This is a genomic window from Yersinia enterocolitica subsp. enterocolitica, from assembly GCF_901472495.1.
In the GTDB taxonomy this organism is placed as follows: Bacteria; Pseudomonadota; Gammaproteobacteria; order Enterobacterales; family Enterobacteriaceae; genus Yersinia; species Yersinia enterocolitica.
Map to the genome: position 1 here is coordinate 2,669,419 of NZ_LR590469.1, position 14,773 is coordinate 2,684,191.

Below are 14,773 nucleotides of genomic sequence, written 5' to 3' on the forward strand. Positions count from 1 at the left end.
CCTAACTATCCAATTCTTACCGACAACATACTAAGCGACCCCATCTCAATTCCATCGGTCGGAATCGAAATCGGCTCTTTACCATCCCAGCTCCCCAACACATACAGTAATGGCAGATAATGCTCTGGTGACGGATTAGACAACGCCGCCCCTTCATGTTGCATAAAGTTAACCAATGGGTGGTTATCACCTTGATAACTCAAATTATCCCGTACAAATTGGTTGAAAGATTCTGCCCACGGATACGGACTACTTTCCCCCTGCCATCTCACCATACGCAGGTTATGTACCACGTTGCCGCTAGCGACAATCATCACGCCCTGCTCACGTAGTGCAGCCAGCTTACGACCTAATTCATAGTGATACTCTGCCGGTTGGGTGCCATCGATACTCAATTGCACCACGGGAATATCAGCATCAGGGTACATCTTGATCAACACTCCCCAGCTGCCGTGGTCCAAACCCCATTCACTGGTATCAGCTTGCACCGCAATAGGTGCCAATAGTTGCTGAATCTGGGTTGCCAACTCTGGCGAACCAGGAGCCGGGTATTGCGTATCAAACAACGCCTGTGGGAAGCCACCAAAATCATGAATCGTCCGAGGTTTCTCCATCGCTGTCACCGCGGTGCCACGGGTATACCAGTGAGCGGAAATAGCCAAAATCGCCTTTGGACGCGGCAATGTCTCACCCAACGCACGCCATGCCTGAGTGTGACTGTTTTCTTCCAGCACGTTCATCGGGCTACCGTGGCCGAGAAACAGTGCAGGCATACGAGAGGTGTTCATAGAGAATCCTTACTGTTAAGAAAAAGTGTGGCGCTAAAATCATAAACAGTACATTACGCGCTTTTTTTTCATTACACAGCCGGATAACAGTGATGAAGATATTCAAGAAATTTGAAGAGGAAAAATCGTGGGGAAATATCAAAGATAGAGTGTGAAGGCACGAAATAACCGGACAGCGATCTATTCAATAGAATAATGGCAACCCGGTGTGTAAACCACGTTATCAATAGACAATATCAGTAGATATTGCCACAGACTGCTGACAAAGTTGATAAAAGGGGAAATGTGCCGAATGGGTCGTAACGGCGTGAGCCGTCGGAGCGCCCATCGGTGCAGTCGCCCCGTTAGTCTCAGTGCAGCAAAATAGGTTTGTCATTAACCTCAGGCAATATCAGTCGATATTGCCATCAGAAATCAGCTGGCTTTTTTCTCTTGAGACTGGCGGTACTCAGCCAAGTCATCAATAGTCACGACTGGCATATCATGCAATTTGGCAAACTCAATCACTTCTGGTGCATGCGCCATGCTGCCGTCATCATTGGTCAGTTCACACAAAACGCCCGCTGGTTTGTAGCCTGCCAGGGTAGCTAAATCGATAGAAGCTTCAGTATGACCACGGCGTGATAATACACCACCCGGCTGACCGCGCAGTGGGAATACATGGCCCGGGCGATTAAGGTCAGTAGGTTTCGCGTTATCAGCAATTGCCGCACGGATAGTGGTCAAACGGTCAGCCGCAGAAACCCCAGTTGTCACACCTTTAGCCGCTTCGATTGTTACGGTAAATGCAGTTTGGAACTGGCTGGAGTTATTGGCTACCATCATTGGTAAATCAAGCTGTTGGCGACGTTCATCAGTGATACACAGACACACAATGCCACTGCCGTGGCGGATAGTCAGTGCCATTTGCTCTACAGTCATTGCTTCAGCAGCAAAAACCATATCGCCTTCGTTTTCACGACTTTCGTCATCCAACACCATAACACCACGGCCATGACGCAGCGCGTCAATAGCACGTTCTACACGCTCAACAGGCGTGCCGAAATCTGATAGAAGGGTCTGATTCATGGTAAAAAACCTCATTGAAATTATGGATTACCAGAATCAGGGCGGTCTTGAGGAGTAAATGGCCATTTTAATATATCAATAACAGCATATATCAATAGAAATAGCCGAAATAACGCAAGCGAGCTATTTAATACCATAAATAAGCTCGGCAGATACCGTTACTCTCTCCCATCCGGACTATAACCGTCGGCCCCGGAATTACACCGGATCTGCTGACCTCTACCCTGCTCTCTTTGATAAGAGAAACAACGTGAGCGCTCGCGGGCTTTTGCACCACGACATGATATGCCGCAACACAATTTACCGCCGGTGGGGACTTGCACCCCGCCCTGAGAATAAGCCCTATGACTATAGCGCTATTGATTCGTCGGAGCAATTACCAAAATGGTGATTGAGGAGGTTTATACATTCGGCATCAAGCATTACACTAGTAGGAGTAACTTCACATCTAATTAGGGAAATACCATGATTGACCCGAAAAAAATTGAACAAATCGCCCGCCAGGTGCATGAGTCTATGCCGAAAGGTATTCGCGAATTCGGGGACGACGTCGAAAAGAAAATTCGGATGGTGCTGCAATCGCAGTTAACCCGTTTGGATTTGGTTAATCGTGAAGAGTTCGACGTGCAAACTCAAGTCCTGCTGCGTACCAGAGAAAAACTGGCATTGTTGGAGCAACGCATGGGCGAACTGGAAGCCAGGTTCAACAGTGCTCCGGCCGCCGTTGGAGCAACGGCCACTATTGATGATAAAACCGGCGAGTAATCTGAGCCGTTTATTACGATTGGGGTGCCATCTGGCGCCCTTTTTAGGGCTGTATTATGGCTCCACGCGACTTCGACATTAGCATCCACAACAGCGCAAACATCAGTAAAGCATATAAGCTCTTCCAACCAATCATCACCAGTAATACACAACACAGAATACTGCCAATCACCGACATCACCCGCGAGCGCCCACTTAATAAGCGAATACCCGCCAGCATGCACAGCAAATAAATTAGTACAAAAATACCGTTGGCGTACACAATCAGCAGATCTAAAGGCAGGGACAGCCAGTAAGTCAGCAAAGTAAACAGCAGGCAACTGCCGACCACTACCGTCAGTGCATTCACCGGTGTTTGCCCGACAGACAGCTGCGCTAACTTGCTTTGTGGGCGCGCCTGCGACCACACCATGCGAGCGAAACTCTGGGTATAGATATTCACACTGGCAAAACAAGCTAAATAACCAATAATGCAGGCAATCCATAGCGCATGCTCACCGAACAGTTGCACCACAATTCGCGGCAAAGAGGCAGCAGCAGCTTGCTGCTCACCATAGGCATGGAAATGCAGCACCGCCACGGTACATCCCCAATAGACCGCTCCCGCGACCAATAGTCCGACCATTAGGGCGCGCGGAAAATCACGTTTTGGGTGACGGAATTCGGTCGCCAGATGTGCGAAAGCTTCCAGCCCGACAAAGCACCAGAACATCACTGCCAGCGCACTGAACATATTCGACGGGATAATATCTTGTGGTGTAGGCCAAGGAATTTGTGATGGCTGAATGTCACCCTGCCACCAAATAGCTACCACCAGCGCGATGACCAACAAGGCAATCAATGTTTGCACATTGGCACTGGAGCCAGCACTGCGGGTTCCCAGCAACCAAATAACCAGCAAAGTTACCAGTTGTACCATCAATAATCCGCTATCACTCCAACCCAAAGTGGCTTGCCAGAAACCAGCAGCAATTTGGAGCGCGGCAGGTAAACCGACCGGAATGACGGACAAAAATAGCCAACCGGTGACTTTGCCAAGCTTCGGCCCGAATGCCATGGTGACAAAGTGGGCCGCACCACCGGCACTGGGAAAGTGGCGACCTAAAGCAGCAAAGGCGATAGCAATCGGGAAAACCAGCACAATCAATAGCGGCCAGGCCCATAAACTATCTTCACCGGCCAGCATTGCCGCCAGTGCGGGCACAGCAAAGACACCAGTTCCCAACAGTGAAGTGGACAATAACCCGACTCCCTGGGCCAGACTCAACTCCTGTTTTAGTCCACTCACACTTATCCCCTTCTTAATTGAAGCTGCAGCAGTGTTGGCTGCTCTCTCTCAACCGAATCACTGACTCAAGTCAGCTCATCGGGATTCATTCGTTTGCCGCCTACCTGCAACTCCAATTAATTTGGGTATAACACGACTAGACTAGAGCAGATTCACCCCAGGCCATTCTTGATGGACTGAATAATATTGGTGGTAGAAACACCATCCTCAAAATTCAGCACTTTCACTTCCCCACCAGCGGCCCATACTTCGGCACTACCGGCAATTTCATCAGGTTTATAATCCCCGCCCTTCACCAGTAAATCCGGCAAAATATCAGCAATTAAGCGCTGCGGAGTATCTTCTTCAAATGGCACCACCCAATCCACCGCTTCCAGCGCACCCAACACAATCATGCGCTGATCCAGTGGATTGACTGGGCGTTTTTCGCCTTTCAACCGTTTGGTGGAAGCATCACTGTTCACTGCCACAATCAGGCGATCACCCAGCTTGCGGGCATTGGCTAAGTAAGAGACATGACCGGCATGAAGGATGTCAAAGATACCGTTAGTCATGACGACTTTTTCACCACGCTGGCGGGCCTGAGCCACCGCTTTTTTCAGTTGCTGCTCGTCCATCACGCCGAAACCAGTTTCAGCACGACCACGAATCGCATTTTCCAGTTCAATCGGGGAAACAGTAGATGTCCCCAATTTACCGACCACCACACCGGCTGCGGCATTAGCCAAGAAACATGACTCTTCAAGCGAATTTCCAGCTGCTAATGCAGCCGCCAGCACACCAATGACCGTGTCACCGGCACCGGTCACATCAAACACTTCTTGTGCCTGAGTCGCTAAATGTAGTGGAGGTTTGCCCGGCTGTAGCAAGGTCATCCCTTGCTCAGAGCGGGTTACCAGTAAAGCGGAAAGTTCAAAGTCAGCTACCAGCTTCATGCCACGGCTCACCAACTCTTCTTCGTTTTTGCAATGCCCCACCACCGCTTCAAACTCGGATAGATTTGGTGTCAGTAGCGTTGCGCCACGATATCGCTCGAAATCGCTGCCTTTGGGATCGATAAGCACCGGAACTTTTGCTTTTCGCGCCAATTGGATCATCGTCTGCACACTGTTCAATGCACCTTTGGCATAGTCGGACAGCACCAGAGCACCAATCTGTGGCAGCGCTTGTTGAATGCGCTCAAAGATAGGTTGAGGGTCAACACCATCAAAACCTTCTTCGAAATCCAGACGGATGAGCTGCTGGTTACGAGAAAGTACCCGCAACTTGGTGATGGTTGGGTGAGTCGGCACCGAGACAAAATCACAACGCACCTGCACTTCGTTTAGCTTGCTGGTCAGTGCGCGTGCGGCATCATCAATACCCGTCAACCCGACTAACCGGGAGATTGCGCCAAGGGAGGCGATGTTCATCGCGACGTTCGCGGCACCACCGGGGCGTTCTTCGATGGTATCGACTTTGACAACCGGCACCGGTGCTTCTGGTGAAATGCGGCTGGTTGGGCCATACCAATAACGGTCTAACATGACATCACCAACGACTAATACACCGGCGCGGCGAAAATCAGGCAGCGTGACTTTCATACGTTAGCCCCCAAAGTGAGCTGTTATTAACCCCGAAAACACACATCCCTTCGCTCCAATTTTGTGTTTATTATGCTCTAAATAATTCGAGTTGCAGGAAGGCGGCAAACGAGTAAATCCCGACGAGCTTACTGTAGTAAGTGATTCGGGTGATTGAGCGCGGCCAACACACATGCAGCTTGAAGTATGACGAGTATATATTGTGCCAGATAATATCACAGACACCTTGTATACCATTAATAACTGGAATCTATACGTCCGAAGGCGCTGCAACCAACCATTTATGCCAACTGGCGGCTACTTGTTCTCTTTCTGCGGCAAAACAATCAGCAGAAACCTTGCTTGATTGTTCCTGCAATGCCAGATGATGAATCTCATCACGCATGGTGACATAAGCGCGAGTCAATGCCGCCGCTTCCGCCTCCGGCATAATGTCGTAATTAGCCATTAGCTCGAAAATTCGCACATTATCAGACCAACGGGTCAAGCGCGGTTCGGTGGCGGCATAGCGCAGCACCAAATATTGAGCGATAAACTCAATATCGGTGATTCCCCCCTCATCGGCTTTGATATCAAAGATATCACGCTGTTTACTGCCTAAATGATTGCGCATCTTCTCGCGCATTTCGCGAACTTCCTGCTGTAATTGCGAGCCTTCGCGCGGGCGACAAAGAATTTGCTGGCGAATAGCGTCAAACTTTTGCTGCAATTCAGGGCAACCATAGACAATACGCGCGCGCACCAGCGCCTGATGCTCCCACGTCCAGGCTTCATTTTGCTGATAGTCAGCAAAGGCCTCGATGGTACTCACCAACATACCTGCTTCACCGGATGGTCTTAGCCGCGCATCTACTTCATACAAAATACCTGACGAGGTGCGAGTGCTGAATAAATGCATCACGCGTTGCGCCAAACGCAAATAGAACTGGCGGCCATCAATACTACGCTCACCGTCTGTCATCACGTCCAGCGGGCAATCAAGCAGGAACACCAAGTCCAAATCTGAGCTGTAACCCAGTTCCCAGCCCCCCAACTTGCCATAACCAATCACAGCAAAACCACGACCTTCGCGCTGTTGCAAATGACTTGGCTGACCATAACGGGCCACCATTTGATTCCATGCTTGTTGGATAACTGCATCAATCATAGCTTCTGCCAGATAAGTTAAGTGATCACTCACTTTCATTACCGGCAGCGCCTCGGTGATATCTCCAGCGGCAATACGCAATTGTTGAGCCTGCTTAAACTGACGTAACGCCTCCAGTTGTTGCTCCTCATCATCGGGTGGCACCCGTAACAAGTATTGACGCAATTCATCACGGTAGGCGCTGGGTTCCAAAGGTTGATAGAGCGATTGCGGATCAAGCAATTCGTCCAATAACAGTGGGTAACGGGCGAGCTGGCTGGCGACCATCGGGGAGGCAGAACATAAGCGAATAACATGTTTCAGTGCCGCGTGGTATTCCACCAACAATTCCAGATAGGTGGTACGAGTCACAATACTTAACAACAGTTGAATCAGTCGGCTAAGAGCAACATTAGCATCTGGGCGTGGGCAGACTTCAGCGAACAGGCGTGGCATCAGTTGATCCAGCACCTCGCGGCCACGCGGGCCAATGGTGCGTTTATCCACATCATGACGAAAATGATTAATTGTGACCAATAATTGGCTGCGCGCAGCTTCATCTAAATGTGGTGTCAGTGGCGCTAAATCACTCTCTTCCAATACATCTTGCCACAAACTTTTATACAAACCGTGGCTGGGATCTTCGCCAATATCGGGGGCATCGTCACCAATCAGATGATCAAATACCAAACGCACCGCTTGCATATGCTGCTCTAGCGCAGCATTCATCGCCGCCCAGTCCACATAGCCCATACCACAAGCTAACCGGGCTTGGTTCAAGCTATCACTGGGCAAAGTCTGAGTTTGCTCGTCGGCAATGGCTTGCAGTAAATTTTCCAAACGGCGCAAAAATAGATAGCTACCACTGAGATCCGCCACCTGTTGTTCCGGCAATAACCCCAACTCGGCCACGGCCTGTAAGGTCGGCAGCAAAGCACGCTCTTGTAGACGCGGTTCACGGCCCCCCCGAATCAACTGAAATACCTGGGTAATGAACTCGATTTCACGAATTCCACCCGCGCCCAGTTTGATATTGTCTTTCAAGCCGCGCCGGCGAACTTCACGGGCGATCATCCCTTTCATATTACGCAGCGACTGAATCACACTGAAATCAATATAACGGCGGAAAACAAAGGGGCGTAAAGTTTGGCGCAGTTCCTTGCTGTAATGGTCTTCCGCTCCCCCCATCAAGCGAGCTTTCACCATAGCGTAGCGCTCCCAGTCGCGCCCTTGCTCTTGGTAATAATCTTCCAGTGCAGCGAAGCTCAACACCAGTGGGCCACTATCGCCAAACGGGCGCAGGCGCATATCTACCCGATAGACAAAGCCGTCTATCGTTTGCTGGTCTAATGCCTTAATCAGCCGTTGCCCCAGACGAGTAAAGAACTGGGCATTATCCAACTGACGCCGCCCTCCCTGAGTCTGGCCGTTTTCTGGATAAGCAAAGATCAAGTCGATATCCGACGAAAAATTCAGCTCGCCGCCACCTAATTTCCCCATACCTAAAATGAGCAAAGGCTGCGGCACGCCTTCACTGTTACAGGGTGTACCGAATTCACGACAGCACGCCTGATATAACCAGTCGCGTGCGGCAATAATCAAGCTTTCGGCCAACCAACTTAGCTGTTGCAGGGTATCTGTCGTGCTGCTGGTTTCCAGTGCCTGCGACCAGGCGATACGCACCATAATTCGGCGGCGAAATAGTCGCAATGCTGCTAGCAACGCGGCTTCATCTTGCACCTCGGCCAGTGCCTGACTGAGCCATTGTTGATAAAATTGCCACTCCTGCGGTTGTGGCGGCTGCTGATGCAGCTCATCCAGCCAATCAGGGTGAATCAGTAACATGTCACTGACAAAATCACTCAATACCAATACTGCGATATCTTCTTCACGTAAGCTCAGTGGCGCTGGTAACTCATAAAAGCGCTGCTGTATATTCTGCGCCTGAATCTGTAATTCTGAAGGGAGTGGCAACATATCATTCCTTATATACCCTCCGTATTTGAAGCCGCAACGGTGTTGCCCGCACTCACGCGCCCGAATCACTTACCCATGTAAGCCATCGGGACTTATTCGCTTGCCGCCGACCTGCGACTTCAACGACTTTGGGTATAAATTCTATTAACGCACAGCCCCATTCAACCAGAACGCGGGCTGAGACAGCGCTTCTTTACGGGCGGTATCACGCCAGTGACCCTGCCGCTCCATAATGGCCTGTTGTAAACCAAACCAGCCATCAATGTATGGATGCCATTCACTTTGTGGATAGAAACCGGAGAGCAACTGGAAAGACATAATCTGCCGGTTTAAACGCGGCAATTGTGCCAGATAACCATCATCATCCAGGTTGTGACCAAAGGCCTCTTTTAGGTCAGCAGCACTGCGGCTCAGCATGATGTCGCAGAAGCGTTTGAACGAACCCTCAAACTTGGCTCGCGCTTTGTCATCCATAAACGGCCGCCAGCCGGCAGTCACCAGCCACGATGTGAGCGCCAACTTACATTTCAGATAATCAGCGCTATAACAAATGAGCTCGGCCTTGGCATTTTTCGGCTCTAACTGGGGTTCCAGCGCAATTAATGCCGCACGTAACTCAGTGCTGGCTTTGCGTGGCACCAACCCACCAAAAATAGCCAATGTCTGGCGAATCATCCCTAAAGCCTCGATAATCATTGGCTTGGCCGCAGCCTCACCGCGCAACCATAATTCCTCATGATACTGCCAGTGGTCCAACGCCATTTCCAGCCCGGCAACCATACCTTGCTCGACGGTAGATTTCGGCGCAGGTTGTAACACTAACAACGGGCGCAATTCACGTGGTGGCTGACCTTGAGACAAATGACTACCTTGTGCTAAATGATAGCCGCGCGCCGCTTTACTCAAGTTCCCCTGCCGTAAACCACCTATTTGTGCCAGTTCAGTCGCCAGTGCCAGTAAATCGGTCTGATTGCCTTTCTTGAGTTCCAATTCAATTTCACTTAATGGCTCTGATAACTCACCCGCACTAATAGCACCCAGGTCAAGAGCAAGCTCTATCTCACTTTCACCGTAAGTAATTACCCACTTCTCACGGGTAAAATCGGTACGAAATAATGGTTGTAACTCGGTTTGTAGCGCATCAACCACCCACCCTTCCGGCCAGATATCAGCGGGGAAACGTGCCAGATCTAATTTGTCGTTATCAATATCAACGTTGTATTCAGCCCGTTGATGCAAACCGCCGACCACTTTACCGCCGGTCTTAACCGTCATTTCATAGCGGCCATCATAACCACGAATACGTAAGCCAATATCATGTTGGCGCAGACGGTTATCCGCCGTTTCAAAATAGATATTCGTCAGCGTTTGCGGCGCAGAATGCTGGCTTTGCCAAGAGGTGATTCGCTCTGGCAAAGCGGCAATGGCCGCAGGTGTAGCAATAAATTTTAATTCTATTTCAACGGTCATAATTTCATTCACACCGGTATGTTGTGAGATTATGGGCATTATGCCTTTTTCGCGGTGATTTGCCTGTTTTACACAAACTTCTCTGCTTTAAAACAAAAAACACGCACGCGGCAGCCCTGAGACAAACTCTATTTTAACCTGTTTTCACCGGTCTACCCTAAAGCTTCATAAGACAAATTTTCACCGTCGTTAAAATAAGCAACCAAAGGGCTAAAGCCGCGCTGGCTATGAGAGTAAGATAGTTCTCATTCCGGTTTATGCGTTGCGTCGGCAAACTGAACACACTACTATCGTCCCATAAATTCACTCATAAATGACTCTCTAATGCAGAAATTACGCCTAATTTGCCTCATAGTGCTAAGTCTCACTCTTTCCTTGAGCGCTTACGCTGAAGAAAAACGTTACATCTCTGATGAGCTGGATACCTACGTTCATAGCGGCCCCGGTAACCAATACCGTATTGTGGGCACGCTAAAAGGTGGGGATGAAGTTACCCTGATAAGCGTTAATGACGGCACAAATTACGGCCAAATCCGCGACAGTAAAGGGAAAACCACCTGGATTCCGCTGGATCAATTGAGCGAAACACCCAGCTTACGCGTTCGGGTTCCCGACCTTGAACAACAGGTCAAAACACTCACCGATAAACTGGCTAATATTGATAATAGCTGGAATCAACGCACCGCTGAAATGCAACAAAAAGTGGCCGCCAGCGACAGCGTCATTTCCGAATTACAAAAAGAAAATGAGTCATTGAAAAACCAGTTAGTGGTGGCTCAGAAGAAGGTCAACGCGGTAAATCTGCAATTGGATGACAAGCAGCGCACTATTATTCTGCAATGGTTTATGTACGGCGGCGGTGTTGCGGGGATCGGCTTATTACTGGGCCTGATTCTGCCTCATCTGATCCCCAGCCGTAAAAAGAATAACCGCTGGATGAACTAATAGCAGTTCAATAAAACTGCAACGTCAAGAACGAAGAGCCTATCCAAAGTTGTTGGCGTTCCAGCCAGGCAGCAAGCGAATGAATCCCGATGAGCTTACATAAGTAAGTGATTCGGGTGAGTGAGAGCCGCTAACAACGCTGCAACGTCAAGAACGAAGGATTTATATGAAAACCTATTTGGTCGGCGGTGCCGTACGCGACAGCTTATTAAACCTACCCGTGACCGAGCAGGACTGGGTGGTGGTAGGTGCTACACCAGAACAGCTACTCGCGCAAGGTTACCAACAGGTCGGTAAAGATTTCCCGGTATTTCTTCACCCGGTCACCCATGAAGAATACGCGTTGGCCCGTACCGAACGTAAATCAGGCCAGGGTTATACCGGTTTTACTTGCTACGCCGCCCCGGATGTCACTCTGGAAGACGATTTACTGCGCCGCGATTTGACCATCAACGCCATTGCGCGTAGCAGCGAAGGTGAGCTATTTGATCCCTACAATGGCCAACAAGATATAGAGAAACGTGTATTACGCCATGTCTCAGATGCATTTGGCGAGGATCCACTGCGGGTTCTGCGGGTGGCTCGTTTCGCTGCCCGTTTTGCGCATTTGGGCTTTACCGTCGCCTCAGAAACTCAATCATTGATGGCAGCAATGGCTAAAAGTGGCGAACTTTCTGCTTTGACACCAGAACGCGTATGGAAAGAGACCGAAAAAGCACTCAAAACGCAAAGCCCGCAAATCTATTTTCAGGTATTACGCGATTGCGGCGCACTGGCGGTGCTGTTCCCAGAGATTGAGCGTTTATTTGGTGTCCCTGCGCCGGAAAAATGGCATCCGGAAATTGATACTGGCATTCATACTCTGATGACGCTGGCTATGGCCGCGCAACTCAGTCCAGAGGTTGATGTGCGCTTTGCCGCACTCTGCCATGATTTAGGCAAAGGTCTGACACCTAAAGAGTTCTGGCCCCATCATCATGGGCATGGCCCTGCGGGCGTGAAATTGGTCGAACAGCTATGCCAGCGTTTACGGGTGCCAAATCCAGTGCGAGATTTAGCAAAACTGGTCGCTGAATACCATGATCTAATCCATACGGTGAATAAGCTCCGACCTGAAACCCTGCTTAAACTGTTCGATGCTATTGATGTATGGCGTAAACCAGAACGCCTTGAGCAAATGATAATGACCAGCGAAGCTGATGCCCGAGGCCGTACTGGATTTGAAGAAAACCCATACCCGCAGGGCGACTATTTACGTACTGCGTTCCGTATTGCTAACGGAGTCTCAGTGCAGGAAGTCGTTGCCAGTGGGCTACAGGGTTTGGCTATTCGTGATGAACTGAAACGCCGCCGCCAGCAAGCATTGGCTGAATGGAAGCTGACTCAAGAAGTGATTTCCCCCCTAAATTAACCCTCAGGCGATAAAACAAAAAAGCCCTGATTGTTCGGGCTTTTTATATTCTGCTGCACTTTTTATACCCTAAATAATTCGAGTTGCAGGAAGGCGGCAAGCGAGAGAACCCGATGAGCTTACATGAGTAAGTGATTCGGGCTATTGAACGTAGCCAACGCACATGCAGCTTGAAGTATAACGGGTATATTACATAAAGACCCAGTAGACCGCTGCCGCTACAATAAAGCGATAAATCGCAAAAGGCACGAAAGAGATACGTTTAATCAATGACAGGAAGGTTTTGATAGCAATTAGCGCGACAACAAATGCGGTGATAAACCCGACGGCAAACATCGGTAAATCGCCCCAGCTCAGGAAATGTAGACTCTTATACAGATCTAATCCACTGGCCCCGAGCATCATCGGTACTGCCAAAATAAAGGAAAATTCAGAGGCTGCGTAGCGATTTACACCGACCAGCATCCCACCTGAAATGGTGGCACCCGAGCGGGAAAAACCCGGCCATAACGCCAAACACTGGAAACAACCAATGGCAAAAGCCTGCCGATAGGTAATATCATCCAGCCCGGTAGCCTTAGGATTTTTAGGTTTAAACCACTCCGCAGCCAGCAAGAGCAAACCGCCAGCGACTAATGCATACATGACACTTTGCGGGTTAAATAACGACTTAATGACATCATGGAAAGCCAATCCCAAGCCAACAGCGGGGATCATCGCCAGCAAAATATGGCCCAATGTCAGGTGGCCGTTGGTTTTCCCTTCATGAGGCACTTTACCAAAATGGATACCGATCAGGCCAAATAAGCGCCGCCAGAACACCACCACCACGGCCAGAATCGACCCTAATTGAATAATGACTTCAAAGGTTTTTGCTTTATCGCCGGTAAAGCCCAATAGCTCACCGACAATAATCATATGCCCAGTAGATGAAACCGGCAGGAACTCAGTAAGCCCTTCAACCACGCCCAAAACAAAAGCCACAAACAGCGAATACATATCCGTCATCTACGATACCCAATGCCCTGTAATAGAAGTCAAAAAAAAACGGCAATGTGAGAAACAGTGCCGTTCAATTTCTGTATGTAAAAAATATCACGTTAATCAATAACTCGGACCACATTATCAATATAGGGTTGCATTTTTATGTCGTGGTGCAGCAAAAATCACCCAATCCGTTGACCGCGTTCAATAACCACACCGACATTACGCGCCTGAGCAACCGCCCCCGGCTTGCTCACCTTAATCCGCACCCAAGGCGAATTAAATCGTTGCAGCAATAGATCGGCAATCTCTTCAGCAACTCGCTCAACCAGTGCAAAACGCTGCATTTCCACGTGCTTGATGACGGCATCGCTGATATCTGCATAGCTTAGGCAATCATTGACATCATCGCTGGCAGCGGCTTTGCGGTTATCCCAACCCATTTCGATATCGAACACTAGTTTTTGCTGAATGGTCTGTTCCCAGTCATAAACACCGATGGTGGTTATGACACTGAGTTTCTCAATAAATACGATGTCCATCACGTCATTCTCTGTTTTTGTGCCTGCCGGATACCACTTCCAGCCGAATATGCGTATTATCCACAGATGTTGCGATTAAAACGATCATTATTCAACAGGGCGGTGTTATGAGTGCTATCGCGCTTGGCATGATTATCTTCGCGTATTTGTGTGGCTCAATTTCCAGTGCTGTTCTGGTATGTCGAGTTGCCAAGCTACCAGATCCGCGTGAACATGGCTCCGGTAATCCCGGGGCAACCAACGTACTACGTATCGGTGGCCGCACCGCCGCTGCAACCGTACTGATTTTTGATGTGCTGAAAGGTATGTTACCGGTTTGGATAGCTTACCTGCTGCATGTTTCGCCACTGTATCTTGGACTTACTGCTATTGCTGCCTGTCTGGGCCATATTTATCCGGTATTTTTCCACTTTAAAGGTGGCAAAGGCGTCGCCACTGCCTTTGGTGCCATCGCACCGATTGGCTGGGATCTGACTGGCCTGATGACGGGCACTTGGCTACTGACGGTTTTATTAAGCGGCTATTCATCTTTGGGCGCAATTATCAGCGCGCTGATCGCACCATTTTACGTCTGGTGGTTCAAACCACAATTCACCTTCCCTGTGGCTATGCTCTCCTGCCTGATCCTGATGCGTCATCACGACAATATCCAGCGTTTATGGCGCGGCAAAGAAAGTAAAATCTGGGACAAACTCAGAAAGAAAAAGCAAAAAACTCCCGCTGAAGAAGCCGCAGAGTTGGAAGAGAAAGAAGAAGATTAATTTTACCCAATTACCGCGCCATCCCACCGAGTCCAGAATGACTGAGCGGGAGCGAGGCAAGGCGC

12 protein-coding genes and 1 riboswitch are annotated in these 14,773 nt (G+C 49.5%); of the genes, 4 read left to right on the forward strand and 8 right to left on the reverse strand.

What is annotated here, in order from left to right; translation table 11 throughout:
• Nucleotides 1–5 precede the first annotated feature (5 nt).
• Both ygiD and ribB read right to left on the reverse strand, forming a co-directional pair.
• Nucleotides 6–788 (reverse strand): 4,5-DOPA-extradiol-dioxygenase, encoded by a 783-nt coding sequence (gene ygiD, locus FGL26_RS12740; protein ID WP_005174107.1) that lies wholly within the window; start codon nt 786–788, stop codon nt 6–8.
• 414 nt (nt 789–1,202) lie between these two features.
• A complete protein-coding gene (gene ribB, locus FGL26_RS12745) occupies nt 1,203–1,856 on the reverse strand; it encodes a 3,4-dihydroxy-2-butanone-4-phosphate synthase (protein ID WP_005174112.1) in 654 nt (217 codons plus the stop codon).
• A gap of 156 nt (nt 1,857–2,012) precedes the next feature.
• A riboswitch (FMN riboswitch) is annotated at nt 2,013–2,197 on the reverse strand.
• A gap of 124 nt (nt 2,198–2,321) precedes the next feature.
• Here ribB and ubiK point away from each other — a divergent pair.
• A complete protein-coding gene (gene ubiK / locus FGL26_RS12750) occupies nt 2,322–2,621 on the forward strand; it encodes a ubiquinone biosynthesis accessory factor UbiK (RefSeq protein WP_005174115.1) in 300 nt (99 codons plus the stop codon).
• Between the two features lie 43 nt (nt 2,622–2,664).
• Here the strand turns inward: ubiK and yjeH are convergent, their stop codons facing one another.
• The 4 genes from yjeH to FGL26_RS12770 all read right to left on the reverse strand — a co-directional run bounded on the left by yjeH (nt 2,665) and on the right by FGL26_RS12770 (nt 10,065).
• Nucleotides 2,665–3,909 carry an L-methionine/branched-chain amino acid transporter gene (gene yjeH / locus FGL26_RS12755; protein WP_011817218.1) on the reverse strand — a complete coding sequence of 415 codons (1,245 nt, stop codon included), beginning with the start codon at nt 3,907–3,909 and terminating at the stop codon, nt 2,665–2,667.
• Between the two features lie 152 nt (nt 3,910–4,061).
• Complete coding sequence (gene hldE / locus FGL26_RS12760; RefSeq protein ID WP_005174119.1) at nt 4,062–5,492, reverse strand: bifunctional D-glycero-beta-D-manno-heptose-7-phosphate kinase/D-glycero-beta-D-manno-heptose 1-phosphate adenylyltransferase HldE; 1,431 nt, start codon at nt 5,490–5,492, stop codon at nt 4,062–4,064.
• 250 nt (nt 5,493–5,742) lie between these two features.
• A complete protein-coding gene (gene glnE / locus FGL26_RS12765) occupies nt 5,743–8,595 on the reverse strand; it encodes a bifunctional [glutamate--ammonia ligase]-adenylyl-L-tyrosine phosphorylase/[glutamate--ammonia-ligase] adenylyltransferase (RefSeq protein WP_005174120.1) in 2,853 nt (950 codons plus the stop codon).
• Between the two features lie 144 nt (nt 8,596–8,739).
• Nucleotides 8,740–10,065, reverse strand: a complete 1,326-nt coding sequence (locus FGL26_RS12770; protein ID WP_005174123.1) for a CYTH domain-containing protein — start codon at nt 10,063–10,065, stop codon at nt 8,740–8,742.
• Between the two features lie 324 nt (nt 10,066–10,389).
• On the opposite strand from FGL26_RS12770, the gene FGL26_RS12775 reads away from it, so the two are divergent.
• Entirely contained in the window at nt 10,390–11,010 is a 621-nt protein-coding gene (locus tag FGL26_RS12775; RefSeq protein ID WP_005174130.1) for a TIGR04211 family SH3 domain-containing protein, read from the forward strand.
• A gap of 166 nt (nt 11,011–11,176) precedes the next feature.
• The gene (locus FGL26_RS12780; protein ID WP_005174131.1) at nt 11,177–12,421 is read left to right on the forward strand and encodes a multifunctional CCA addition/repair protein; all 1,245 of its coding nucleotides are present in this window, start codon (nt 11,177–11,179) and stop codon (nt 12,419–12,421) included.
• Nucleotides 12,422–12,610: 189 nt separating this feature from the next.
• Here FGL26_RS12780 and bacA read toward each other — a convergent pair whose 3' ends face one another.
• Nucleotides 12,611–13,429, reverse strand: a complete 819-nt coding sequence (gene bacA, locus FGL26_RS12785; RefSeq protein WP_005174137.1) for an undecaprenyl-diphosphate phosphatase — start codon at nt 13,427–13,429, stop codon at nt 12,611–12,613.
• 158 nt (nt 13,430–13,587) lie between these two features.
• The gene (folB, locus tag FGL26_RS12790; RefSeq protein ID WP_005174138.1) at nt 13,588–13,947 is read right to left on the reverse strand and encodes a bifunctional dihydroneopterin aldolase/7,8-dihydroneopterin epimerase; all 360 of its coding nucleotides are present in this window, start codon (nt 13,945–13,947) and stop codon (nt 13,588–13,590) included.
• Between the two features lie 107 nt (nt 13,948–14,054).
• Here folB and plsY point away from each other — a divergent pair, with 107 nt between their 5' ends.
• Nucleotides 14,055–14,708 carry a glycerol-3-phosphate 1-O-acyltransferase PlsY gene (gene plsY / locus FGL26_RS12795; RefSeq protein WP_005160822.1) on the forward strand — a complete coding sequence of 218 codons (654 nt, stop codon included), beginning with the start codon at nt 14,055–14,057 and terminating at the stop codon, nt 14,706–14,708.
• Nucleotides 14,709–14,773 lie beyond the last annotated feature (65 nt).

Bases quoted from the DNA above. Each gene is read 5' to 3' on its own strand.
- FGL26_RS12770 (WP_005174123.1), bottom strand. From the start codon at position 10,065: ATGACCGTTGAAATAGAATTAAAATTTATTGCTACACCTGCGGCCATT.
- FGL26_RS12780 (WP_005174131.1), top strand. From the start codon at position 11,177: ATGAAAACCTATTTGGTCGGCGGTGCCGTACGCGACAGCTTATTAAAC.
- ygiD (WP_005174107.1), bottom strand. From the start codon at position 788: ATGAACACCTCTCGTATGCCTGCACTGTTTCTCGGCCACGGTAGCCCG.
- hldE (WP_005174119.1), bottom strand. From the start codon at position 5,492: ATGAAAGTCACGCTGCCTGATTTTCGCCGCGCCGGTGTATTAGTCGTT.
- ubiK (WP_005174115.1), top strand. From the start codon at position 2,322: ATGATTGACCCGAAAAAAATTGAACAAATCGCCCGCCAGGTGCATGAG.
- glnE (WP_005174120.1), bottom strand. From the start codon at position 8,595: ATGTTGCCACTCCCTTCAGAATTACAGATTCAGGCGCAGAATATACAG.
- plsY (WP_005160822.1), top strand. From the start codon at position 14,055: ATGAGTGCTATCGCGCTTGGCATGATTATCTTCGCGTATTTGTGTGGC.
- ribB (WP_005174112.1), bottom strand. From the start codon at position 1,856: ATGAATCAGACCCTTCTATCAGATTTCGGCACGCCTGTTGAGCGTGTA.
- FGL26_RS12775 (WP_005174130.1), top strand. From the start codon at position 10,390: ATGCAGAAATTACGCCTAATTTGCCTCATAGTGCTAAGTCTCACTCTT.
- folB (WP_005174138.1), bottom strand. From the start codon at position 13,947: ATGGACATCGTATTTATTGAGAAACTCAGTGTCATAACCACCATCGGT.
- bacA (WP_005174137.1), bottom strand. From the start codon at position 13,429: ATGACGGATATGTATTCGCTGTTTGTGGCTTTTGTTTTGGGCGTGGTT.